Source organism: Acinetobacter sp. ABJ_C4_1 (genome assembly GCF_044538495.1).
Lineage (GTDB): Bacteria > Pseudomonadota > Gammaproteobacteria > Pseudomonadales > Moraxellaceae > Acinetobacter > Acinetobacter nosocomialis_A.
In genome coordinates this window covers 504,979-529,563 of sequence record NZ_JBIUCQ010000001.1, presented here as the reverse complement: position 1 = coordinate 529,563, position 24,585 = coordinate 504,979, and the positions used below count along the sequence as shown (strand labels likewise).

Genomic DNA, 24,585 nt, shown 5'->3' with positions numbered 1-24,585 from the left:
ATTGAATAAAATGATAAATTCATCGCATTTTTGGTGCGGAAAGATTTTATAGTTGGTAATAATTTTCTGAAAAAAATTAAGCTCATCAATAATATTATTTGACTTAGATTTTTTGTGATGTCTTAGCTAAAAATAGAATATAGAAATATTTGAATTATTTTTATTGACTGCCTTGCTGAATAACCAAGTTACCTAGTCAGGGGACTAGAAAGTTAACCGTGTCTTCAGCAAGGTCTTTTATGGTTATATTTTAGTTTGATGCTGCTTACGCACCGCTTAAAGCTGCTTCAAACATTTCAATAATTGCTTTGGCTCCTTCAGCCTTTTGCCTTGCGTCTTGATCGTCAAAAATAACCGTTTCATCATTGAGTTCACTTACATATCGCCGGGCTTCGTCTAGAGCTCTCCTTAGTTTTTGTACTTTGTGTTTGTTTACGTCTTTGGCAATGGTTGGCGCATATCCTCCACGTTTTGCGTTTTTAAGTTGTCTAGCTCTGTTCTCTATTGCTGTAGCCATTCAAACACTCCAACTCACCTAACAAATTTTAGTAAAGCAACTTTATTGTTTGTTATTCTTAAACATTTAGTATTTTCTTTGTTCAAAGTGTCAAATTTGTTACTTAAGCCTTACTCCTGAAAAGTTTTAGATCGAGTTTGCTCAAAAAATAATCTTTTCTAAGTTATGAAACGCTCATAACTTTATATAGTAAATTTATACCGCTATTTAATAATAATTTTCCAAAAATAATTATAAATTAATGTATAAAAATATTAAAAGAATGCTATCTATTTGAAATTTAAATAAAGATAGCATTCTACTATGTGGTTACTCTACAGTTAATTTTTGAAAATCATGACCTGAAGGTGCCTGATACACTCTTAAACCAAACTCAGGCAAGATCGCGATGAGATGATCAAAAATATCGGACTGAATTGCTTCATAAGAAACCCATGCAGTGGTATTGGTAAAGGCATAGATTTCTAACGGTAGACCTTCACTCGTCGGTTGTAGCTGACGAACAATAAGTGTTTGATTTTGAGCAATGCCCTTATGCTGACGTAAATAGAACTCAACATACGCTCTAAATGTTCCAATATTAGTTAAACGTCTTTTGTTATAGCGTGATTGACTACCTAAATGCTTGTTAAATTCGTCAATCTCAGATTGCTTGGCATTGAGGTATTGATCTAATAATAGAAAGTCTTTTAGCTTTTGTTGCTCTTCTTCAGTCATGAAGTGAACACTAGTTTGATCAATATAAAGCGAACGCTTCATACGGCGGCATCCAGCATTACTCATACCGCGCCAGTTTTTAAAAGTGTCTGTTACAAGTTTATTGGTTGGGATAGTGGTATAGGTTTTATCAAAGTTCTGAACTGTCACGGTATGCAATGAAATATCAATCACATCACCATCGGCATTCAGCGACGGCATTTCAATCCAATCCCCTATACGTACCATGTCATAAGAAGCAATTTGTACACTCGCGACCAATGACAAAATCGTATTTTGGAAAACTAACATTAATACGGCGGCCATTGCACCGAAGCCAGCCAACAAGGTAAATACATCCTTTTTAAGGAATGTACCTAAAATCATCAAACCGCAAACAACAAAAATAATAAGTTTAACGAGTTGTAAATAACCTTTAATCGGCTTGTTTCTAGATTTTGGATTACGCTGATAGATTAAATTAAATATATTTAATAATTCACTGATCGTGAGCGCAATAGTCAGGAAAATAAATGCCTGTGCACCCATCTGTATCAAAGCAATGGCTTTCTCAGATAAGTGCGGAACGGTGGTAATCCCATTCATAATGACAATGGCGGGCACAATATTGGCAAATCGCTTAATAACACTATGCTGAGCAAAGACTGACTGGTTAAGTGACTTGATTTTAGTCACTAAATGACGGATTCCCCGAACAATAATTCGCTTAGCAATAAAGTTTGCCAAAGCAGCAAATAAAATCAAAATTGTGAGTGAAACTATCATTTCTAGCCAAGGATAGTTGCTTAACTCAGCTTGAAGATCACGATAATAATTAAAAAAATCCAACCCTTTACACCTTAAAACTTTATTTTCAATAATTTTAAAGTGTTCGAGTGTTATAGATTAAGGCTTGTTTACATATGTCGTCATAAATACAACACGTCTATAATACTTAATCGCTAAATTAGATTAATTTATAGAAATATGATTCACACAGGCAATAAGTGAATCTTCTTTTTTAAATAAAACTGTTCCATTCAACAAGGCTTTTGCTTCTTAGCTCCTTCATAAGGAGTATTCGTTTTATTAAATTACAGCTTTTTTGTTTCAATAAACTTCCCTTTGAATAGAGAGTTTTGAGTAAAAAAACTTTCCCCATAAATTATTTACCTTTATTTTTTGTCAAATAACTCATTTTTTCACTGTGATCAATTTTTATAAAATAGTAAGTTTCTGCCTATCTACTTATATTTAAAAAAATTTATTAATTTAAGCTTTTGTAAAATATACATTTTATTATTCAAAGTATTAGAACAAAAATTTTAGTGAAAATTCCTATAACACCCCCTGTTTTTTCTTTACAAACCGCAACAATCTTGGAATAAATCGTAATAATAATTTAATTAATAATAATTATCATTTACAACACATAAAAACCTGAGAAGATCTGCCATGATCCATGAAAATATTCTCGAATGCATAGGTAAAACGCCACTATTACAACTATCAAGGCTATTCACGCATCAATCAGTCTCAGTGATTGCGAAAATGGAATTGTTAAACCCAGGAGGAAGTATTAAAGACCGTCCAGCATTATTCATGCTACAGGAAGGCCTAAAATCGGGAGTGATTAATAAAGATAGTCATATTGTTGAAAGTTCATCAGGGAACTTAGCGATTGCACTTGCAATGGCTTGCAAAATATATGGATTAAAATTTACTGCCGTTATTGACCCGAAAATTGCCTCAGCAAACCTACAAATGCTGAAGCTTTACAAAGCCAATATCGAAATGGTTTCTGAAAAAGACCCAAACGGTGGTTACTTAAAAACCCGAATTGACACCGTAAAACGACTCTGCCAACAACTACCAAATGCGGTTTGGATTAATCAATACGCCAATCCAAACAACTGGAAAAGCCACTATTTTGGTGAAGCAGAAGAAATCTTAAATCAAATTGATCGCAAGATTGATTACCTCGTGATTGGAGCAAGTACCTCTGGCACGATTATGGGCGTGTCTCGTCGCCTTAAAGAAAAGTTCCCCGAATTAAAAGTTATCGCTGTCGATATTGTCGGCTCTGTACTGTTCGGTGGCACATCTGGTCCACGCGAAATTCCCGGCATTGGGGCAAGTACAGTCCCACCGCTGCTCTCCCCCGATGAAATCGATGAAGTCATTTATGTAGATGACTATGAGTCGGCACTCGGTTGCCGAGAACTTCTTGAGCATGAAGGAATCTTTGCTGGCGGTTCGAGCGGCTCATCTATTTCAGCCATCAAAAAACTGATTCCAACCATTCCAGAAGGTTCATGCGTTTTAACGTTGTTGCCCGATCGCGGCGATCGTTATCTCGATCTGGTTTATGAAGATGAATGGTTCGAAATGATCAAGAAGCGTCACTTCAATCGAAACGTACGACGCCAAGAAAACCTTACTTTACAAAATGTTGTTTAACCCCCTCCTTAGGAAATATTCATGAGCAATTTGGCTACCCTTCGCTATTTAAGTCAATCAGATTTATTAAATCTTGGCGCAAATCATAGTAATTCATTTATTGAAGCGATTACTGAAGGTTTAACCCTGCATGCAAATAAACAGTTTGTACAGCCTTTAAAACCGTACCTTCGCTGGCAAGGTGCAGACCATATTGCTGACCGTATTATCGCAATGCCTTGTTATTTAGGCGGCAACGACCCGATTGCCGGCATCAAATGGATTGGTTCAAGACAACATAACCCTAAAAAATTCAATATTCCACGTGCCAGCGCACTGATTGTTTTAAATGACTCAGAAACAAATTATCCGGTTGCGGTGATGGAAGGTAGCCTCATCAGTGCTATGCGAACTGCTGCTATTACAGGCGTTTCGATTAAGTATTTAGCGAAAAAAGACTTTTCAGATATTACCGTGATTGGCTGTGGTCCAATTGCTCAAATGCAGATTAAGACTGTACTTGAACAATATGCTCAAGTGAAAAAAATCCATTTATTTGATGTGAACCCTGAAGCGGCCGAAAAACTCAAAGCTTTGTTCTTATCGGAATATCCACATCTAGAAATTGAAATTCATGACAGTGCTAAGTCTGCGATTCAGCAAGCTGATGTCCTCATTACCTGCACAGTCTCAGATAAACCTTACATTCCGTTTGAGTGGCTTAAAAAAGGTTGCTTTGTTTCAAACATTTCAATTATGGACATTGAACCTGAAGTCTTCTTAAAAGTGGACAAAGTGATTGTGGATGACTGGGACCAATCAAACCGCGAAAAGAAAGTCATCAACGTACTGGTTGAAGATGGCTTATTTAGCCGTGAAAAACTACATGCTGAACTTGGCGACATCATTATTGGTCATAAAAACGGCCGCGAACACGAAGATGAAATCATTTTGCTCAACCCAATGGGCATGGCGATTGATGACATTGTCTGCGCTAAATGGTTCTTCAATGCTGCCCAAGAACAAAACGTTGGCACGGTTCTACCGCTTTTATAAGAATAGGAATAACTAAAATGTTAGATCGGATTTACACAGCACAACTACAAAAAACGATAGATGCACTCTACATGGAGAATTATGGAGATTTTAAAAATCATATTTCCTATAAAAAGCCTTATTTGGCAGTTACTCTCAATGATGAGTTGGAACTCTATTTCAACTGTTTAAAAGTAGATGGTGTAAATCCTTTCTTTGTTACTCAACCCGAAGTTTTGCTTCATAACCTGTTGAGCAATACGACATCTAAAATTTCTATTTCTGAAGTTTTTAACTATTTAACCAAAGCATCTTGGTGGCCATCTCCACACCATCAAAAAGCGATTGATTATTGGCTAGACAACTTAGTAATGGCTGAAAAAATTCCTCAAATTTTACAGTCAGCACTTTCATTTTCTTCGCCTTTAATGACTAGTGAATTACTGTCGCTGGTAGCTGACCGCCCATTTCATCCGTTCGCTCATTCAAAAGGTGAACTTGCACCACTCACAACTCAAAAAGAAATTGAGGTGTACTGGTGGGCATTTAAGAAGGATGACGTGATCAATAATATGGCATCGATTCCTCATAAAGAGCTTCTATTATCAGAAGTTGAGGAACGTCTTATTGCTGACAAAATAGCTGATCTTTCAGATAACTACATAGCCCTGCCTTTATTAGAGACGCAACATCGCTATTTAAAATTTGATGAAAATAAGTACAGTGGTATTGACCTAAACCATGTCACCACAATTGGTTTACCGACTTCTTCTTTAAGAACGCTTATTCACAACGCAAACCCTACTCTGCATTTAAAACTCTCGACCAATGCCAAAACATTAGGTGCAATCCGCTCTATGCCAGGCCGTTATTTAATGAATGGTCATACGGCTTATGATTTTTTAAATGACGTCATTAATGAAACTGCTTTATTAAAAAATCGTCTCTTTTTGAGTAATGAAACACATTGGTGGGTACTCGGTAAACAAGAGCCGATTGTAAAAAATTTAGGTGTAATTGGTTGCCAAGTCCGACATTTACCGGATATTTGCCGAGACCAAAACGTCACGCCAATCACTATGTCAGCTTTAAGCTGTACCTATGTTGACCCTTGGGAAACGTTAGGCGTTGAAGGTGACAAATGGTCATTATTAAAAGACTTAAGTGTTCATTTTATTCAAATATTCTTAACGCTTTGGGCTAAAGGCATCATGCCTGAATGCCACGGGCAAAACACCATGGTGTGTTATGAAAATAATAAGTTTAAATGCTTTATTTTGCGTGACCACGATACCTTAAGAATATGTACCACAGCCATTGAAGAAAATGGTTTTACACCTCCAATTTATACCATTGATACCAGTACGCCGAACAATCTTATCTTTACTAAAAATGAAGACTTATTTAATTACTTCATTACTTTAGGGATTCAAATTAACCTCTACCCGATTGCTTTAGCTGCTTTGAAATATACGGATCGTACAGAAAGCGATTTTTGGGAGATGGTTCAAGACATTATTCAAGATTTTGTAGAAACCCAACCCATTTCAGAGCGAACAAAATCACAAATTCAAACCTATCTTTTTGACAATAAGACTTGGCCATTCAAACAGCTACTTACGCCTTTACTTTCGCAAGAAAGCGACTCAACAGGCATGCCAAGTAAAATCGGAACTACGCCAAACCCTTATCACAGCTTATCTGTTTCTAGCTATGAGACCATGGATATCTAAATCATGCGCTCATCTCGCCTAGATCATTTCATTATTTTGCTCTGTCAGTTTTTTTCCACTTTTGGGCTAATGGTGCTTATTCCGATCATGCCGCTTTATATGGAAAAACTGACGGCGCATATGAGTGCTCCCACTATCTGGGCAGGTTTGGCACTCGCGGCTCCAGCTATTGGCAGCTTATTTACAGCACCGATTGTTGGCCACCTATCCGACACATTCGGCCATAAAAAAGCCTTGTTACTTTCTCTGGCTGGTTTCTGTATTTCAATACTGCTCATGGCGAGCGCCCAGCATTTATACCTATTTATTTTCGCGCGAATTTTACTCGGTTTTTGCGGTCTTTCCGTAATTTTAAATGCCTATGTTTCATATCTTTCTAATGAACAACAACGTGGTGCCGCTTTTGGGCAACTACAAAGTAGTGTTGCGCTAGCGTGCCTATGTGGTCCCGTGCTCGGCGGGATATTTATGGATCAATGGCGAGTTGAAGTATTACTCAACGCGACAGCATTTGTTGTGATGACACTCATTGTGATCGCGTCATTTGTATTAACCAATCCCGTTAAAACCGAGGCGCCAAAAACCAAAGAAAAAACTAAGCTTCCAGCTTTCTTTGATAGAACGATTTTTTCATGGTTAAGCGCGGGCATTTTGGTTCAAGCGGGAGGCTTTGGTTTGGTGTCTTGCTTTGTTTTATACATTAGTGAAATAAGCCAAAGCACTCACTCATCGTTATCTGCTGCGAGTTTAACGGGAACCATTCATGCGCTTTCATGGGGAGCAGCCTTTATTTCTGCGACCTATTGGGGAAAACGAAATGATGATAAAGGAGATTCTTTTAATAACTTCATTTATGCATCTTTAATTTGCGGTATCACGATTTTCGCATTGATCTGGGTTTCGAATATTTGGCTCGTTCTTGTATTAAGACTCATACAAGGCTTTTGCTTTGCAGCCCTTATTCCTTCGATCTTACACACCATTTCTCTAAAAGCTGGCGCTCAAAGCCAAGGAAAAGTGATTGGCATTTCTAACAGTGCCTTTGTCTTAGGACAACTTATTGGCCCAATCACCATCACGCTCACCTACTCATTTTTCAATATCACCGCTGCATTAATCTGCACCTCACTATTTTTTATCGGTGCGGGATTAGTGGTGATTTTGAACAGATTCTTAATGGATACAATTTTAGAAGAGGCACAAGAATGAACTCAATTATTACAACAGATGCATGGTCTTATAAACTTTTCGAACAGTACCTGAATACTTTCTTTCGTGAGCTTAAAGTGAACCTTGAAGAGCACATTATTCCCTCTCAAGACTCGCCTTTATTCACACTGTATACAGATCAACCAGACACACTGTATTTTGCTTATACATTTAATGCATCTAACACGACTGTTTATGGCGCAGTTCAGCACTTATCAACTACGGGCTATCACAGATATCAACGTGGTTTTGTCCTGCAAAACTTAAACGACAATACATTTGACTCACTCACCGATCCTAAAAATTTAGTGAAGCTCATTACAGATGAGTTGAATAGTCTATTTAAAGACAAGAACCAAAATAAGAACCTGTACTCCGATATTGCCAATAGTATCGAGAACACAAAATTCTTTTTAGAAAATAAGCCTTCCCAAACAGCAACTAAAGCATTAAGCGGTTTTCAGGCAACCGAACAAGGCATGTTATATGGGCACCCTTTTCATGTGACCTCTAAAGCCAATTTAGGTTTTTCTAAAGAAGACATGAAAAAGTATAGCCCTGAGTTAGGTGCAAGTTTCCAACTCCACTACTTTGCAATTCATTCTTCTTTAATCCAAAAACTAGTCAGCGAGACCGAACCTTCTCACCGTATTGAAAATGAAGTTTTAGAAACTGCAAAAGAGCATTTGCAAGAAAACTTAGCAAATTATGAGCTCATGCCAACTCACCCTTGGCAAGCCAATTTCTTACTTCAACATCCGTCTTTAAAAAAACATTTAGATAGCCAAGATGTGATCTATCTAGGCGCATTAGGTCAAACCGTATGGCCAACCTCATCTGTTCGCACGGTGTGGTTACCTCAATCGAACCTGTTCTTAAAGCTTTCAATTGATGTACGAATTACCAGTTTCATTCGTAATAACCCAATGGATGAAATGGAACGCGCGATTGATGCGAGCAAAATTATTATTAATCACAAGATTAATGAGCAATATCCTGACCTTGTGATTCTGCCGGAGTTGGAGGCAAAAACAGTCAAAATTCCAGAGCTTGAAAGTTCATTTGGCATTATTTATAGAGCAGGACTTACACCTGAAGTATTAGAAAACACCCGAATGCTGGGCGGTTTGGTTGAAGAAAACGAAAATCATAAAATCCCGCTTTTAAGCTTTATTCAGCAAGCAGCACCGAATCAAGACCTACAATCGAACGATGCCAAAGACTTCATTACTTTCTGGTGGAAACAGTACGTTAAAGTTTCGCTTATTCCATTAATTGAGTTGTTTGCAAACAAAGGCATTAGTGTGGAAGCGCATATGCAAAACAGCTTAATGGAATTTAAAAATGGCTATCCACATCGCCTTATTCTTCGAGATATGGAAGGCATTAGCATTGTTCCAGAAATGATAGAAGACGACTCATCTATTTCTGAAGATAGTACTGTTTGGTTCTCTCAAAAAGATGCATGGACGTTTTTAAAATATTACCTCGTGATCAATCACATTGCTCACCTCATCAGTGCAATTGCACGCGTTACAGCAATTGAAGAATCTGAACTTTGGCAAGCCACCCGTCTTACGCTCATACAAGAAAACTTTAGCGGCAAAGGTCAGCAGTACCGCGACTTATTAATTCATTCACTCACATTACCAATCAAGGCAAATATGTTAAATACGCTCTACCACAGTGGTGGCAATCCAATCTGGATTGAAGTTGAAAACCCTATTTATAAATATCGCGGCGCAGAAGACCTTTGCCCTCTTCAACCAACACAACAAACCAATTATAAAACTCTTGCGGAAAATCGCGTGATGGGCCAATTATTAGAAGCGCTCATTTTTGAAAATACTTTTAAATACGAGTTTTCTAAAGGTCAAATCAAGTTCTATATTTCCGATACCGTTTTTTATACTTGCGCGGCCAAACGACACTTTAGTTTTAAACGAATTAAGTTAGATCCTTCAAGCTTAACCCGTTCTGATATTACTTTAGGCACTGAAACTCGCCCTAACTTAAAAACGCTACTTGCAGACCTAAAAAATATTATTGAAGCTGACCCAGTTAAATGGCAAAACTTTAATGATGAACTCAATTTAACGTACGTTAAACATGCGCAAACTTTGGGCCAAGCCCCTGCTCAACCTTTAAGAACTTTGCCTTACCTAGAACAAGAGGCACGTATCACCAACGCGCATTTATATCACCCAAGTTTTAAGTCTCGTATCGGCTTCGATTTAAAAGAAAACCAGAAATACGCACCAGAGCTTTCTGAAGGTTTTACGGTTCAATGGGTGGCAACTCATAACAGTTTATGCAAACTGGTTTTAAGTGAAACCATTAACTTAGAGCAGCTCTATAAACAGCATTTTTCAGAAAAAGATCTACAAGCCATTAATGATCAACTGAAAGAACAAAATGTAGAGTTTAAAGATTATATCCTTACCCCAATTCACCCGTGGCAGTGGGATAAAATTATTGAATTATATTATCAAGATGCGATTAGCAACCAACTGATCATCCCGTTAGATATTGAAGGTCCGACTTATTTACCGCAGCAGTCCATTCGGACCTTATCAAATATTAGTGATATCTCGGCGCTTTCTCTCAAATTGGCAATGAACTTGGTCAATACTTCGACCTCTCGTGTATTGGCACCGCATACCGTTCAAAATGCGGCAAAAATGAGTGATTGGCTTTATAACATTGTTGAACAAGACCATATTTTAGAAAAACAGCGCAAGCCTGTTATTTTAAGAGAGATTGGCGGTCTTTCGGTTAACCAGCAGATTGCTTTGCCTGTTCAATACGGCGCTCTCGCCTGCATTTGGCGCGAAAGTATTTACAGCTACTTAAAAGAAGGCGAATCGGCAACGCCTGTAACAGGTTTAATGCAAGTTGATACGGATCAAAAACCGCTAATCGATGAGTGGATTCAAGAGTACGGTATCGAGTTCTGGTTAGAAAAATTACTCACCAATGCTTATCTACCAATCATGCATATTTTATGGTGCCACGGTCTCGCTTTAGAGTCACATGCACAAAATATGGTACTGATTCATAAAAATGGCTTACCTGTTAAAGCTGCCTTGAAAGATTTCCACGATGGAATTCGCTTTAGCCGTCATCTTTTACGTGAGCCGGAGCTTTTACCTAACTTGCAAGATGCACCAAAAGAACACGCCAAGATTAACCCGAACTCGTTCTTGGAAACCCACTCTCCAAATGAGTTAAGAGACTTTACTCAAGATGCACTTTGGTTTGTAAATCTGGCTGAGTTAGCAATTTTCTTAAATGAACATTATAACTTCGATGAAATCAAATTCTGGACCATGTTAAGAACCATCATTAATCAGCATAAAGAAGCTCACCCAGAGTTTAGCGAACGATATGAACTGTTTAACTTTACAGATGACACCATCGATATTGAACAGCTCGCAAGCCGCCGTTTCCTTCCGGAAATTCGCTTAAGAGTACAAACCACACCGAACCCGCTCAGCCTTATTAAGGAAATTGAATATGAATAAGCATTCGATTTCTTTTAAGAAACGAATAGCAAATGGTGAGACGCTCTACGGAATATTTTGTTCCGTAGCTTCTCCAATTAATGTCGAGCAACTGGCACTTGCGGGCTATGATTTTATTATTATCGACTTGGAACATACTTTATTTAGTACGTCTCAAGTCGAAACCATGATTCTAGCCGCTAGAGCTATGACTCTTGATGTCTTTGTAAGAGTGCCTTTAAACGCCAACCACCTAGTACTACCTCTGCTCGATGCAGGGGTAACAGGTATTGTTTTCCCACGTATTGAAAATGCGAAGCAGGCACAAGAAGCCGTGAACTATTGTCACTATATGCCGCTTGGGCAAAGAGGTCTCAACTCGACAAGGTTAAATCGATATGGCATGGATGATTTAGCTAGTTTTGTTCAACAGGCAGCAAACGAAACGGTTGTCATTGCCATGATTGAAAGCTTAGAAGGACTAGAGCAGCTAGATGAAATTTTGAAAGTCGAAGGCATCGATATTATTCTTGAAGGTGCTGCCGACCTTTCTCAATCGATGGGAATACCGTGGCAAACCAGCCACCCAAAGGTCAAAGAAAAAGTTCAAGAGATGTATACAAAGACTAAAAATAGTCAAAAGCATTTCTGTGCCATTCCCCGACAGCCAGAAGATATTGCGGCTTGGAAACAGCTATCTGTTCAGCTTTTTGTGCTCGGGGATGACCGCAGCATTATTCGCCGTGCCCATCAAAACCATCTAAATACCTTTAAAGACATTTCATAACTGTTCAAATCTTTTAAGGGGAATAAATGCCCATTCCCCTAATTCATTGAATAAATTTCAAATATATTATTTTAATGCAATTAATAATATTGTTAATTACAATGATTCTCATTTATAATTCGCTCAATTTAAAATCACTCTCAGGGCGAGACAATGGGAAATAAGAAAAGTAATAAGCTTTTTACAAGAAAGTCTGAAGTTAAAAATATCATTCCACTTCTTTCACTTGGTGGAGCCATTTTCCTTTCAAACTCAGCATTTGCAGCTTCACCTGCTGATACCACAGAAACAGAAAAAAAGCCTGAAGCCCTTCCTACCATTACTATTACCGCTTCACGTGCAGATGAACTTTCTACCTCTGCCAAGCAAGTCACCAAGCTTGATGAAAAACAAATTGAACTTTTAAAAAATGGATCGTCTGGCAACATTGCGACTGTTTTAGCCAAAGCCGTACCGGGCCTATCGGACTCAAGCCGAACCATTACCGATTATGGTCAGACTTTACGTGGCCGTAATGCGCTTATTTTGGTGGATGGCGTTCCAATGAACCTCACTCGCGATACAGCGAGAGGACTTTCAGCCATTGACCCTGAAAGTATTGCCAACATTGAAGTGATTCGTGGTAGTAACGCAATTTATGGTGGCGGTGCTGCGGGCGGTATTATTTCAATTACTACGAAAGCGGCTGGCGGTGAGCCTACAGCTAAAACGGTCGTTGGCTTACAAACACCACTCACAAATTTCCGTTCTAATGCTTTAAGTGGCGATATTCACCAGTATTTTATGGGCAGTTTTAACGCCTTTGATTATGCGCTCGACTTTGGTTACCAACGTATTGGTAGCCCGTACGATGCAAGTGGCGACCGTGTTGCACCCGAACCAAGCCAAGGCGACCTTTACGACTCAAATGGTTATAGCATTGGCGGTAAGCTGGGTTATCATATTGATGACAACCAATACCTACAGTTTGCTGCAAACTACTATAATGCCGAGCAAGACTCAGACTATGCATCTGACCCAAGTGTGAAAAAAGCTCCTGCTGGAACTGTGCCAGCTAAAGCAATTAAAGGCTTAAAGCTCAAAGACCAAAATAAAAACGAAAACCAGATCTACAATTTGACCTATAACCATAAAGACTTTTTTGGTAATAAGGTTGATGCTCAAATTTATTACCGCGACTTCTTTACCCGTTTTTCACCGTTTGATGCCCGTGGAAATGCCAACCGTGGTAAACAAGTCGACCAGATTTATCAAGAAAATAATGTACTCGGTAGCCGCTTAACCGTGACCACTCCCCTTGAGTTTTTAGGTGATACATCATTGGTTTGGGGTGGTGACTTTAGCCGCGAAAAAAGTGAAATGCCTTTAGATATTTTTGATCAAAAAATTTATGATCAATCGGGCGGCTTAGAGTTTGTAAAAATCGGCAAACTGATTTACTTACCTGAACTCACCACGCAAAGTGTGGGTGGTTTTGTACAGCTAAAACACCGCTTTAATGACCAATGGTCAGCAGAAGCTGGCACACGCTATGAAGACAGCTACGCGCAAATTGATAGCTTTGTTCCATTATCACAATTAGGCAAGCCTAACCCTTACACGGTTCCGGGCGGAAAAGTGAAAGCTGATGCATGGTTGTACAATGCCAATGTAACTTTCTCACCAAACGACCAGCACTCAATTTATGCATCGTTTAACCAAGGTTTTCAGTTACCTGATGTTGGTTTAATTATTCGTAATGCTGGCGAAGGTTTTAACCTTGGCTCATCATTCTTAGAGCCTGTAAAAGTTGATAACTACGAACTTGGCTGGAAAGGTAACTTTAACAACTTCTCTTCAAGTTTAGCGGTGTTCCGTTCAACATCTGACTTGGGTGCTGTGCAATCATTCAATAATGGTTTAGTCCTAGCCCGAACCAAAGAGAAAGTTACTGGGGTTGAAGCAACGCTTGACTACCTTGACGATGCAAATATTTGGGGAACTGGTGGTAGCGTTACGTGGATGAAAGGCCGTGAAAAACCTCAAAACGGTGCTGAACAGGACATGACGGGCTTCCGTATTCCACCATTAAAACTCACAGCTTATGTTTCTTATAGCCCAACTGAAACTTGGACGAACCGTCTACAAGCCACTTACTTCGGTTCAGAAGATTACCGTTTAAATGGTATAAATAGTTTTGGTCGCTACGATGTAAAATCTTATACCACAGCAGATTTAATCAGTAGTTTTGCGCTTAACAAGAAAGACACCATGACTATTGGCCTAGAAAACATGTTTAACCGCAAGTACTACCCGCTTTATAGCCAATTATTAAGAACGAACGATAACACCAGCCACTTAGTTGCAAATGGTATAACGCTTAAAGTGACTTATAGCCATAAGTGGTAAGAACTTTGCTTAGTCCCTAATACAGTAAAAGCCCCAACCTCGGGGCTTTTATTTTTAGAGTATTTCTATGAAAACATCATTGTAAAATATTCGAATTGTTTGTCCCGCTCATCTACATCGTTATGACTGAGCCTTTGAATAATGGTTCCTTCAATTATATGCAGAAGTAGTTTGGCATCATGAAATGAAGCATCAGCTTTTAGTAATCTAAGCTGGCTATAGATTTCATTAATCAACCAAGTTCTATATTTAATGGCGACTTGATAAGCGTTTGAATAAGTATTTTTGGTTTCAAAAATGGCTTTAAATAACAAGTAGTACAGCCCTTCTAAATCAGTATGTAAGTCATAAAGTGTTTTGAGTTTACCCGTCACGCTTGAGTTATAGTCGTACTCGACCATTGCTGTGACTTTGTCTTGAAGCCGCTCTTTTTGTACGAGTAGGCAGATTTCGATAAACCGCGCTTTGGACTGAAAGTGATGATAAAAAGTCATTTTTGTAATTTCAGACTCTTTGATAATTCTATCAACGCCCACTAAGTGAAAGCCGTGATGATGAAATAAATGAATTGCATGATTCACAACTTTTAAAGCACGTGTAGAAAGTACTAAAGGTGGCATAGTTGTACCATTTAAAATAATTTTTTGTTGTATATAAAAGAGATAGACATGCCGTCACTCTTAAATTGAGCGCTAAAAACAGGCATGCAAAAGCAGCACAATAAAGGTGTGCTCGCCTATCTCAGGTTTATTGTTGCTATGATTTTTGAGTCGTAACGATTCTTAAGGTGCAAAAAACCTAGAGTCGATTAACCCGTTTTATAGACTGTTTAAATGGTATGGGCAGAGAGATTTTGGCGTAGGCCAATTTAGAAAAAGTAGGCATGAATGAAATCCTATATGCATAAAATTTCTGCCAATCACTGCTAAATGATTATGGTGGCAGAACGAAAGAGGGTTAGCAGACTGGGCATATAGAACCAGCACGCACAAGGCGTCCCCCTTCCGTCCTACCGCTACGAAGGAGGGACGAACGAGTTCGCCACCAAAAAATTGCTTTTTTGATGCGCTATACGCTCTCGGTCTGCTAAAACCGACTGGCAATGTAGGCCAGCAGGCAAAGAATAATCGTAGAGATTTGGAGTGTCAATGTGATATTGGCTAGAAAATGGATAAATAATTTTTTGTTTTTCATTAGATTAGATTCATTAATCTATTGAATAGAATATATTATATTTGCTTAACGCACATTAACTTATAAATATGAATACGATCTCAGCTACTCTTTTACGTGAACATCTGATTGAAGGATGTATAAAAGATGCAAATGGTAATTTTAAACCATTTCCTATTCTTGCAATTGATAATATTCCATTAAATATATGGGTGCACCAGAATACCCAAATTATTGATCGTACAGAAACTTTAGTTCCAGCTCAAGGTTGGTTATATGATTATGATAGTGAGTTGGTATTAAGTAATGCATGGAAACTTCTTAAACCTGAAGTTCATAAAAATGGAGCTATTTCAACAGTGGTTCCAATATTAATTTGCTCTGATGATTTAGATCTAGCATGCAGCGTAATTATGGTTGAACAAGTTGTTTCAACAGATCAAGTCGTATGGGCTCGTTTTGGTTACGCATTTAACCATATTCATGATGTTGTGACATCTGTAGTTTGGGAAACCTCACCTTCTGCTCCGCGGTTAAGTTTTTCATTGAGCGAATTTGAAAAAGCATATAATGATTTAAAAGAATTAGACAAAAAATGGAGTGAAGGTTTTATCTAGTTTTTTTAAATATGAAGAAAGAGTAAGAGATAAATGAAAGAGTTAGGTAAAAAAGAATTTTTCTTTTCAATAGAAAAATATGAACCGAAGAATGATCTCTTTTTATTAGTTGTTAATATTAATGGTACTTCTTTTAGCAATTATGAGACCCCTATAAATCTTCCAGTTTTAATTAATGACTTAAACTTACTGCTATATACTAACCAACGAGAAATAGACTATCTCCAAGTAGATACTGTCAATGAAAACATTGAGTTAATTAAAAAGTTAATAAATTTAGAGTATTTAGAATTAGAAAATAATATCTATGATTTTCAAAATAGTACTGTAAGGAACTTCCATGAAGTATTCTTCTTTTTTAAAGTACCGAATCATCCATTCTATGGATCTCATTCACTCATAAAAGCTGGTGAAGGTTATGTGGAAACTATTCCTATACAAACTGTTAAGTTTGCATTAAATGAGTTAATTAAATATCAAAATTCAATTTTATAAATCATGATGACAGAACAGAGGCAGGTTGACAGACCAATCATCTAGAACTGGCACGCACGAAGCGTCCCACCTCCATTCTATCGCAGAGAATAATAAGAGAGATTTTAAGTGTCAATGTAATATTGGATGAATTCTTAATAATTATTTTCTGATTTAACTGATAGTTATATGAAGTGATACACCGATAAAATGAATAATAAAATCCATTTTATCGGCTGGCCTACAGAGGCTTTTTAAGATTCCATTTTATTTTTTAATATAGTTTGGAAACTCTTTTAAAACCGTGCTACATAATTGGCCTTTCATATCTTCACGTTTGCGTGCTTCAAATTGGTCCATACCTAATCTCATAACTTCTCTACCATACTTTTCACCTAGTTCATGTTTGGTACATTTGTCAGATTCATGAACTAATTCTTGTGAAGTATAGTGATAATTACAATCAAGTTGAGCACGGCTTAAAAAACCATGTAGTTGTACTGTTCTCTCGCAAGTTGTTCGCTGTAGATAAGTTTTAGGCTCTTGAGCAGCATAAACTGATGAACCTACCAATAAAGTGAAAGCTGTTACTAAAAAATTACGCATTATTTCCCCGATAAAATTATTAAAAGTATAAGTGGCAATGTTGCGGGTGTATTAAATAATAATTGTTTATAAGTGTCTATTAATAATAAGAAAGTTAGATAAATCCTCTTATCTTTTGAATATTTCATCACCTTATTAAAATTATGGAATTAAGTTTAATAAATGGGATTGGCCTTTATCAAATAGATGATATTTGATTTGTTTTATGCCCATCTTTAAACATTAGTAAAGAATGTGCTCTTATTATTTTCAATAAAGCGGATTGATAGCAACTTTGAATTTTCCATGTTCTAGACTAAAGAAACAAACCTTTGAATATAAAAAAGCTCTTTAAGTAACAAGAGCTTTTTTATCATTTCGGCAATTTTACTGATTATCGATACTTTTTATTACCACTTGGTGTAATACAGTAAGTCCCTCCACGAGGCCCAACACAATTATTTGATCCACTACAAGGACACTCGGAAGAACTATTACTAGAAGAGCTACTAGAACTCCCATAGCTACTTCGTCCGTGGGATAATTTACTTTTTGAAGAGTAATGATGGCTACTAGATGAGTAACTATGGCTGCTAAATGATCTTCCTCCGCCACGACCTCCCCGTGCCTCGGCCTGAGTTAAAAATATTATCTGTAATAAAACTAATATAGATAAGAAAATAATTCTCATATTCACCCCTAAAAAATAAAAACTCATATTAATTTATGGCCAAATTTTAAACTATAGTTTAATAATTCAACTTTGGTAGATAATATAATATTTGGTTTTACGAATACAATTTAAACTAACAGATAACTAGAAATTCTATTAGTTCATTAATTATACAAATAATTTTTGTAATCTAATGCCACTTATAAGGGATTATTTTAAAATCCAAATATGATAATTAATGACAAATTATATTAAAATATACAATATTTTTAATATAATTTAGTATGACTAAAGAATAATAAAAATGGAAAAATCCTAATATTTTGATCATTTGTGCAATATACGGCTCTGTCCATATAGAGATTTATATGCCTTATAAAAATTCGACTTTAGTCTGATGTTTTTATAGCAGAATAAAAATAAGATGGCGGCTGGGTAGACAGTGAATAAATAATTACACCCAGAATATCTTTAATAAATCAGGAACATAACAATGACTTCGCCTTTAATGAATAATTATCTTAACTTTGCATCTGGAATTGCACATCAGCAGTATTTACCAGCCGAAGAAGGGATTGTTAAGGCATATAATGATGGTTGTACTCACTGGTATGTAGATGGAAGTCTACATGGAGAAATGGTTCCAGATTGGTCTTCTGAACGGATTGAAAATCTAAATAACTTAATAAAAAAATATAATGTTCAACCTATTTTCCACGGTAACTTTAAAGCCCCATTAGGTAGCGATGTAGATTATTTACGTGAAGCTGCTGTGGCATATGTTAAAAAAGAGATTGATATTGCCGCAAAGATTGGTGCCCCTTTAGTGATTCATGGCGGCGGTATTGTTGAACCTAAAAAAATTGTCCTCGCGAAACAAAAAGCTCTCGATAACTATATTCTGTCTATTAAAGAACTGGCTGAATATGCGGCTGAAAAATCAGTTGATATTTATTTAGAGAATTTATCAAACTATAAACACTATCGTCCGTTCCATTATGTCTTTACCCATATGGAAGAGTACGATTATGTTTTCAACAAAATTGATCATAAAAATGTCTATTTCTTTTTAGATGCAGGCCATGCAAATGTGGGTGAAGGTGACCCTATTGCTGTTGTAGAAAAATACCACCAAAAAATTAAGGGTATTTCTTTTAGCAATAACAATGGTGAGCAAGATCAACACTTTAGTATTGGCCGCGGTACTGTAAATTATTCTGATTTTATCGAGACTATTAATCGAAATAATTGGAAAGGTCTTGTTGCCTTTGAGGTAAGAGATAAAAGTACTTTAGATTCAGTTAAAGAATTGGCAAGCGCATAAAATTAAAAGCCTTCTGAGGAACACCAGAAGGCTTTTTAAATATAAATAATTCATTTTTAAAAGGATATATTAAGTGAGTGGTTTACTAGTTTTCATAACAATTGCCTTTCTTACATTATCAAGCCCAGGGCCTGGTGTCTTATTTACAGTGACAAATTCAATAAATTACGGTGTCCGTACCGCATTATTTGGCATTATTGGCTTAATTATTGGTATGTTTGTGATTGCAGTCATTTCGGCTAGTGGCGTTGGTTTAATTATTACTAGTAATCCCACTATTTTTACTGTTTTAAAATTTATAGGTGCATTCTATTTAATGTACCTAGGCTATAAGAACTTTGTAAAAATATCCCCTTCTCAAGACTTATTAGATACCGAAACAAGTGAAAAAACGGTTAGAAAGTCCAAATTATTTTATCAAGGTTTATTCGCGTCTCTTCTAAACCCTAAAACTATTGTTTTCTTTATTGCTCTTTTCCCACAATTTATTGATATAAAAGAAAAAATAATAAATCAATTTTTAGTATTATCTTTAACCTTTTGCCTGATCGGATTCTTAATCCATCTGGTCTATGCTAATTTTTCCTCAATCTTTAAAGAAAAAATGCTATCTGGAAATAACTTTGCCAGATTAAATAAAATCAGTGGTTGTATATTTTTCATTCTCGCTGTTTTATTAATTGTTCAATAAGTAAACTTACGTTTTTGTCTTAATATCAGTTCTTTATAAGATCCGCAAAGAGCACTGTTTAGTCACCCTTACTGAAACAGTGCTCTTTGCTTCATCACAACTCCTATCCAGTAGAGTTCGATGCATAGAAATAGTGTATGGCTGTCGACCCCAAAATGTTTACTGTATTTTCAGTTTTTTTAAATGATCTCAGCATAAAAATCACGTATATTAAAAATTAACAGAAGAATCTTCTTTGGTTTATATTTTGAACAGCACAGAATACACACTAGATCGCATAGATCGGAAAATATTATCTGCCCTTCGTGGAAATGGGCGCTTAACGGTTGCGCAGCTCGCCGAAGAAGTCGGGCTTTCATCTTCGCCCTGCTGGACTCGACTCAAGCGTTTAGAAAGCCTAAAAATTATTGAAGGTTATACGGTAAACGTAAACCCAAAAGCGATTGGCATTCACGAGTTATTCTTTATTGAAATTACGCTAGAACGTCACGACGACGAAATGCTAGAAAACTTTAGTGAAGCTTTGGCAGACATTCCCGAAGTAGTCGAGGCGCATTTAGTTACGGGTGACTATGATTACTTGGTGAAAGTGGCCGTAAAAGATGCCGAACATTACGAACGCTTTTTACGTAAAAAGCTCTATTCGATTAAAGGTATTCGGCATACGCGTTCAACCTTTGCCCTACGACCACTTAAATCTGCCAACACTGCCGACTTAATGTTGATTGAATAATTGAGTTATATAAGCCGCTTTAGGTGCTTCATTGTTTTAATTTGATTTTATTCAATGTTACACATAAAGCCTTTTTGTCAGCTTCTTTAAGTTGAGGGTGCTGAACTGGCCACATATAGCTACAACCGTGCGGCGCCTTGTTATTATTTTTCTTGAGTTCATAGGCAATATTTTTTAGAAGCTCCGTATTTAAAGAACTAATTTTTAAACGCACTTCGCTTAAGTCCTGAGGCTTCCAATTGGTTTCAGGGCTAGACAACCAGTCCGCTCTATATCGGTATTGAATAGCTTTCGCTACATTCATTTGTGTCACTATAAACGGCTTTACTGTTTCACTGTTCAGTCCAAAAGATTCGGCCTCAGAAAGTGATTGGTCAAGTACTTTCTTTTCTTGAGTTAAGTCTTCAATCGGTAAATGCTGCTCTGCTTTATAGCCTGCGACATCTTTCATATAAGATAAGCGCTCGTTAACTAAACGCGCTGTTTGATCATATTGATATGCTTGTGCTAGTGAAGAAAAACACATCAAAGCTGCTACTGTAGTCGCTACCTTAACCGTTTGTTGAGCATTCTTAATATTTAACATTTGAGTACCTATCGAAATTATTGTTGTGCTGTCATTCCAAAGCAGTACTCTATTTTAAGAACACTCGAAAGTAAAATCTCACGATACGCTGAGCTCTTGGCTCCATGCAGAATCAGATTGGTGATAGATGTGCTGACACACTTGTTTAACAGATGAAATAAAGTGCGGGTTTTGTCCATCCCATTTTTCCACCATGCAATACGTGACATGTATACCTTTGGGCTGAAACTCTCTTGCCAACGACTGCGATAACGCTCGAATACTCGCAAACATACTTTGGCTTAATACATCGTGGTGAGCAGAATGATGAGATGGCGCTCCAAGAAAAATAACTGTACCCCGCTGCTGCTTTAACATAGGTTTAAGTACGAACTGCGACACGCTCACAGCACTTAAACCTGTGGTCTGCCAACTGTGCTCAATTTCTTCTAAAGATAAAGCTTCAATATTTGGTGCAGATGAAAAATTTGGCTGAAATACGCATAGTTCAATGATATGACCATGCGCTGTTATATAGTTCAGTAGTTTTTTTAAATGCTTGGGATTTACCAGATCTAAACGGACAGTCGTCATGCCATCATTTACGTAACTTACTTGTATGTTCTGAACAGTAGAATCGTGTACGACTTGATATACATGTAATGGAGCTTGATGGTTTTTATCTAAAATTACAAAGTCATGGCCCAGTAGGTCTATATCATGACCAGCAACCACTACACAGCCCTGCTTTTTTTGAAACTTCTGAAATATTGTTTTTAGCATAAGAGTCCCTCAAAATTTTTCTTGGTATGGGCGTAAATCTAACTCATGTGTCCAGAGCTCAGGGCTTTGCAGGTAAAGCATCCAATAGTTTTCTGCTATTGCATCAAGATTAAGCCCGCCCGTTCCCCGTGTCAGACGTGCTAAACGACCTAGACCAAATAAAGCTTTATTAATTCTGTCACCATTCACCATTCCATCAATAATGACATGAGCAATATGAATGCCTTGTGTTTTATAAATTTGAGCTAGATTTAATGCATAAGCTCGTAAGGCAGATTTGCCCATCGTAAAAGCAGCAAAAAAGGGTTTTCCACGTAAAGAGGCACTCGCTCCCGTAAAAATAAGCGTACCGTGATTTTGTTCTTTAAAAATTTTTAGGCAGCTTTGAGAAACCAAATAAGCCGATAAAAACGTGGATTGCCACATATCATTAAAAAACGATAGCGGACTGCGTAAAAAAATTGAGGGAATATTTCCCCCAACATTATGAATAACAGCAGTAATACGTTCGTTTTGACTAGTAACGGTGTCAAATAGGGCCTGTACTTGATGTATATCTTCGGCATCTAAACGAAACGCAACAGCTTCACCACCCTTTGCATGGATTTCGGCAGCGACTGCTTCAATTTTCTGGAAAGTTCGCCCAGCAACGTAAACTTTTAATCCTTCCCTTGCAAAACGATGACAAACGGCGGCTCCGATCCCCTGTGAAGCCCCGACACCAATAACAACTGCACAATCTCGTGTTTTATCCGGTGTTGCTAATGACATAGTCGTTTCACCCTGTTTGTTTTTTATACCATAAAGCAATAAACGGACGATTCAAAATTTCTTTACTAAACTTTTTACTTGTACGAACGACTTCACCAAGTTGAGCAACCACGGCAATGTCTGCAATCGTCTGGTTATTTCCCACCAACCATTCACTTTGTGATAAGACCTGCTCAATACGGTTTAAGTGTTTAATAAACTCTGCTTCAACATCCTCGGCTTTCATTCGGCCCAAGCCCTGAAAGAAAAGCTGTGTTTTTAATTCGGCTAGAATAAAAGCTTTCACCATCGGCTTTTCATACGCTGGGCGACCAATGCTACTAATACGGATGGCTTCCTCTAAAGCTTCTGAATCATTTACCCTTAAATACACTTCATAAAAATAAAGAGACTCATCTGCCCAGTCTTCCCATAGTTCGGCAAGTGCTTTTTGATTTGGATCTGCGGGATAAAGTCGCGGTGTATCTGGATAGGCTTCGTCTAAATAGCGAGCAATACGAGTACTGTCTTGTATACGTTGTCCTTTATGGTCAATGACAGGAACCTTACCTACTTTACTCAGCAAAGGAACTTTGGCACCAAGAATGCCGTTATAATTTACTGTATCAAATGAGATACCCTTAAATTTCAAAGCCCTTGCAACTTTTTGACAAAACGGAGAAATTTCCCACTGGTGCAAAATAATATCCGACATTGGTTTACCTTTATTTTTAATTGCCTGTTTTACTTACTAGTTCTTTTTTAGAACCAATCAATAAATATACAGAATACCTTTTTAAGTCAAACCATTTTTAATGACGGTCAAGTTTCTAAAACTAAGAATTATTTGATTTTTATTATGATTAAAAAGAGCTTTGAGTGTTTACGTTATCTTTTAATTTATAGTCTTTCGCAAAGCTATGTACTCTAAAAAACTAAGATACATAGCTTTGAGTGATGTTTTGTTATAAAGCGACACCACAAATATCTTTTGCCCCAGTTGGGTAAGTAAACTGCATTTTTGATTTATCTGTAATCAACTGAAGTCCTACCGTTTTTCCAGTTAAGGCAGAGTTGGCAAAATGGTTTTGATTAATTACCCCTGTGAAGCTCATATAGCTTAATTTATTTTCCATAGTAATATTGAGATAACCATAGTTAGTACCATTAACTATATAACCCACCTGTTTAGTATTTTGATTCACATAAATACCTACTCTAACTTTTCCATCAGCTGGAACTTCTACTGGATTAGTATTTCTAGCAGCACTTAAAGGTGCTAGATACCCAGTACCATCTGATTTATTAGTCACACCAAGCACATTAATCGAATCACCATTCATAACACCAGAATAATTATTACCTTTAGTAAAAGCTATATTTAAGGCTAACTCAATTTTGTTCTGTGAAGAACCCGTAATTAAAAAGCCATACTCGTACATTTGAGAGGCAGTCCCAAGATTGACCTGTAAGTTGCTAACATCAAAAATAAATTCCTGTACAAAGATATCTGAACTAGCAATAGGTTTATCTACTAAAATAACGTTATCGGGTGTTTTTGTATGATATTGAGTTTTAAATTGGGTATATTTTTTAGATGTTAAATATATGTCGACGTTTTTATCTGAGTAATAGCGTATAAGATCATAACCTGATTGGTTTGCATTATTTATATTAGAGACTTGCTCTATATAACGTTGCAACCCTGTAGGTGAATTCAATGATGCTTCTAAAGTTTTTAAATCTTGTACACTAGCATCAAAGTTATAGGTACATTCAGCAAAAGAGTTACTCATACCCGACATACCTATTATTGTTGCTAAAATTATCTTTTTCACGTCATTATCCTTTTTATATTTGAACGTTTAGTATATATAAACACATAAATAATTTAACTAAATCCGATAAAT

The 24,585-nt window shown here is 36.9% G+C and carries 21 protein-coding genes; 12 read left to right on the top strand and 9 right to left on the bottom strand.

Features of this window, described 5'->3' with window-relative positions; translation table 11 throughout:
• Positions 1 to 265 precede the first annotated feature (265 nt).
• Both ACIF8R_RS02400 and ACIF8R_RS02395 read right to left on the bottom strand, forming a co-directional pair.
• Positions 266 to 517: a hypothetical protein gene (locus ACIF8R_RS02400; protein ID WP_209046687.1), complete on the bottom strand. Its 252-nt coding sequence runs from the start codon at positions 515 to 517 to the stop codon at positions 266 to 268.
• Positions 518 to 826: 309 nt separating this feature from the next.
• Positions 827 to 2,062, bottom strand: coding sequence for a mechanosensitive ion channel family protein (locus ACIF8R_RS02395; protein WP_396478839.1), 1,236 nt, complete (start codon positions 2,060 to 2,062; stop codon positions 827 to 829).
• A gap of 606 nt (positions 2,063 to 2,668) precedes the next feature.
• Between ACIF8R_RS02395 and sbnA the strand changes: the two genes are divergently transcribed.
• The 7 genes from sbnA (at position 2,669) to ACIF8R_RS02360 (ending at position 14,307) form a co-directional block, all read left to right on the top strand.
• A complete protein-coding gene (gene sbnA, locus ACIF8R_RS02390) occupies positions 2,669 to 3,673 on the top strand; it encodes a 2,3-diaminopropionate biosynthesis protein SbnA (protein WP_396478837.1) in 1,005 nt (334 codons plus the stop codon).
• Positions 3,674 to 3,694: 21 nt separating this feature from the next.
• On the top strand, positions 3,695 to 4,708 hold the full coding sequence (gene sbnB / locus ACIF8R_RS02385) for a 2,3-diaminopropionate biosynthesis protein SbnB (RefSeq protein WP_003652251.1): 1,014 nt from the start codon (positions 3,695 to 3,697) through the stop codon (positions 4,706 to 4,708).
• Positions 4,709 to 4,779: 71 nt separating this feature from the next.
• On the top strand, positions 4,780 to 6,420 hold the full coding sequence (locus tag ACIF8R_RS02380; protein WP_396478979.1) for an IucA/IucC family protein: 1,641 nt from the start codon (positions 4,780 to 4,782) through the stop codon (positions 6,418 to 6,420).
• 3 nt (positions 6,421 to 6,423) lie between these two features.
• Positions 6,424 to 7,629: an MFS transporter gene (locus ACIF8R_RS02375; protein ID WP_396478835.1), complete on the top strand. Its 1,206-nt coding sequence runs from the start codon at positions 6,424 to 6,426 to the stop codon at positions 7,627 to 7,629.
• Complete coding sequence (locus ACIF8R_RS02370) at positions 7,626 to 11,153, top strand: IucA/IucC family protein (protein ID WP_396478833.1); 3,528 nt, start codon at positions 7,626 to 7,628, stop codon at positions 11,151 to 11,153. Before ACIF8R_RS02375 ends, ACIF8R_RS02370 begins: the two co-directional genes overlap by 4 nt.
• Positions 11,146 to 11,919, top strand: coding sequence for an HpcH/HpaI aldolase/citrate lyase family protein (locus ACIF8R_RS02365; RefSeq protein ID WP_396478831.1), 774 nt, complete (start codon positions 11,146 to 11,148; stop codon positions 11,917 to 11,919). The genes ACIF8R_RS02370 and ACIF8R_RS02365 overlap by 8 nt, the downstream gene beginning before the upstream one ends.
• A 153-nt stretch (positions 11,920 to 12,072) precedes the next feature.
• Complete coding sequence (locus ACIF8R_RS02360; RefSeq protein WP_396478829.1) at positions 12,073 to 14,307, top strand: TonB-dependent receptor; 2,235 nt, start codon at positions 12,073 to 12,075, stop codon at positions 14,305 to 14,307.
• A gap of 65 nt (positions 14,308 to 14,372) precedes the next feature.
• Here ACIF8R_RS02360 and ACIF8R_RS02355 read toward each other — a convergent pair whose 3' ends face one another.
• On the bottom strand, positions 14,373 to 14,927 hold the full coding sequence (locus ACIF8R_RS02355; RefSeq protein WP_396478827.1) for a TetR/AcrR family transcriptional regulator: 555 nt from the start codon (positions 14,925 to 14,927) through the stop codon (positions 14,373 to 14,375).
• 642 nt (positions 14,928 to 15,569) lie between these two features.
• Here ACIF8R_RS02355 and ACIF8R_RS02350 point away from each other — a divergent pair.
• Both ACIF8R_RS02350 and ACIF8R_RS02345 read left to right on the top strand, forming a co-directional pair.
• Positions 15,570 to 16,097, top strand: a complete 528-nt coding sequence (locus tag ACIF8R_RS02350; RefSeq protein WP_396478825.1) for a hypothetical protein — start codon at positions 15,570 to 15,572, stop codon at positions 16,095 to 16,097.
• A 33-nt stretch (positions 16,098 to 16,130) separates the two neighbouring features.
• Positions 16,131 to 16,592, top strand: coding sequence for a hypothetical protein (locus ACIF8R_RS02345; RefSeq protein WP_396478823.1), 462 nt, complete (start codon positions 16,131 to 16,133; stop codon positions 16,590 to 16,592).
• Positions 16,593 to 16,838: 246 nt separating this feature from the next.
• On the opposite strand, the gene ACIF8R_RS02340 is transcribed toward ACIF8R_RS02345, so the two are convergent.
• Positions 16,839 to 17,177, bottom strand: coding sequence for a hypothetical protein (locus tag ACIF8R_RS02340; RefSeq protein WP_396478821.1), 339 nt, complete (start codon positions 17,175 to 17,177; stop codon positions 16,839 to 16,841).
• A 1,145-nt stretch (positions 17,178 to 18,322) separates the two neighbouring features.
• Between ACIF8R_RS02340 and ACIF8R_RS02335 the strand changes: the two genes are divergently transcribed.
• The 3 genes from ACIF8R_RS02335 to ACIF8R_RS02325 all read left to right on the top strand — a co-directional run bounded on the left by ACIF8R_RS02335 (position 18,323) and on the right by ACIF8R_RS02325 (position 20,577).
• The gene (locus ACIF8R_RS02335) at positions 18,323 to 19,153 is read left to right on the top strand and encodes a sugar phosphate isomerase/epimerase family protein (RefSeq protein WP_396478819.1); all 831 of its coding nucleotides are present in this window, start codon (positions 18,323 to 18,325) and stop codon (positions 19,151 to 19,153) included.
• Positions 19,154 to 19,226: 73 nt separating this feature from the next.
• On the top strand, positions 19,227 to 19,844 hold the full coding sequence (locus ACIF8R_RS02330) for a LysE family translocator (protein ID WP_396478817.1): 618 nt from the start codon (positions 19,227 to 19,229) through the stop codon (positions 19,842 to 19,844).
• 247 nt (positions 19,845 to 20,091) lie between these two features.
• Positions 20,092 to 20,577, top strand: a complete 486-nt coding sequence (locus tag ACIF8R_RS02325; protein ID WP_031944247.1) for an Lrp/AsnC family transcriptional regulator — start codon at positions 20,092 to 20,094, stop codon at positions 20,575 to 20,577.
• A 28-nt stretch (positions 20,578 to 20,605) separates the two neighbouring features.
• On the opposite strand, the gene ACIF8R_RS02320 is transcribed toward ACIF8R_RS02325, so the two are convergent.
• The 5 genes from ACIF8R_RS02320 to ACIF8R_RS02300 form a co-directional block, all read right to left on the bottom strand.
• A complete protein-coding gene (locus ACIF8R_RS02320; RefSeq protein ID WP_396463495.1) occupies positions 20,606 to 21,163 on the bottom strand; it encodes a chorismate mutase in 558 nt (185 codons plus the stop codon).
• Between the two features lie 78 nt (positions 21,164 to 21,241).
• Positions 21,242 to 21,925 (bottom strand): SDR family NAD(P)-dependent oxidoreductase, encoded by a 684-nt coding sequence (locus tag ACIF8R_RS02315; RefSeq protein ID WP_396478815.1) that lies wholly within the window; start codon positions 21,923 to 21,925, stop codon positions 21,242 to 21,244.
• Positions 21,926 to 21,934: 9 nt separating this feature from the next.
• Positions 21,935 to 22,696: an SDR family NAD(P)-dependent oxidoreductase gene (locus ACIF8R_RS02310; protein ID WP_396478813.1), complete on the bottom strand. Its 762-nt coding sequence runs from the start codon at positions 22,694 to 22,696 to the stop codon at positions 21,935 to 21,937.
• A 7-nt stretch (positions 22,697 to 22,703) separates the two neighbouring features.
• Entirely contained in the window at positions 22,704 to 23,390 is a 687-nt protein-coding gene (locus ACIF8R_RS02305; protein ID WP_396478811.1) for a glutathione S-transferase family protein, read from the bottom strand.
• Positions 23,391 to 23,640: 250 nt separating this feature from the next.
• A complete protein-coding gene (locus ACIF8R_RS02300) occupies positions 23,641 to 24,513 on the bottom strand; it encodes a DUF4882 family protein (protein ID WP_396478809.1) in 873 nt (290 codons plus the stop codon).
• Positions 24,514 to 24,585 lie beyond the last annotated feature (72 nt).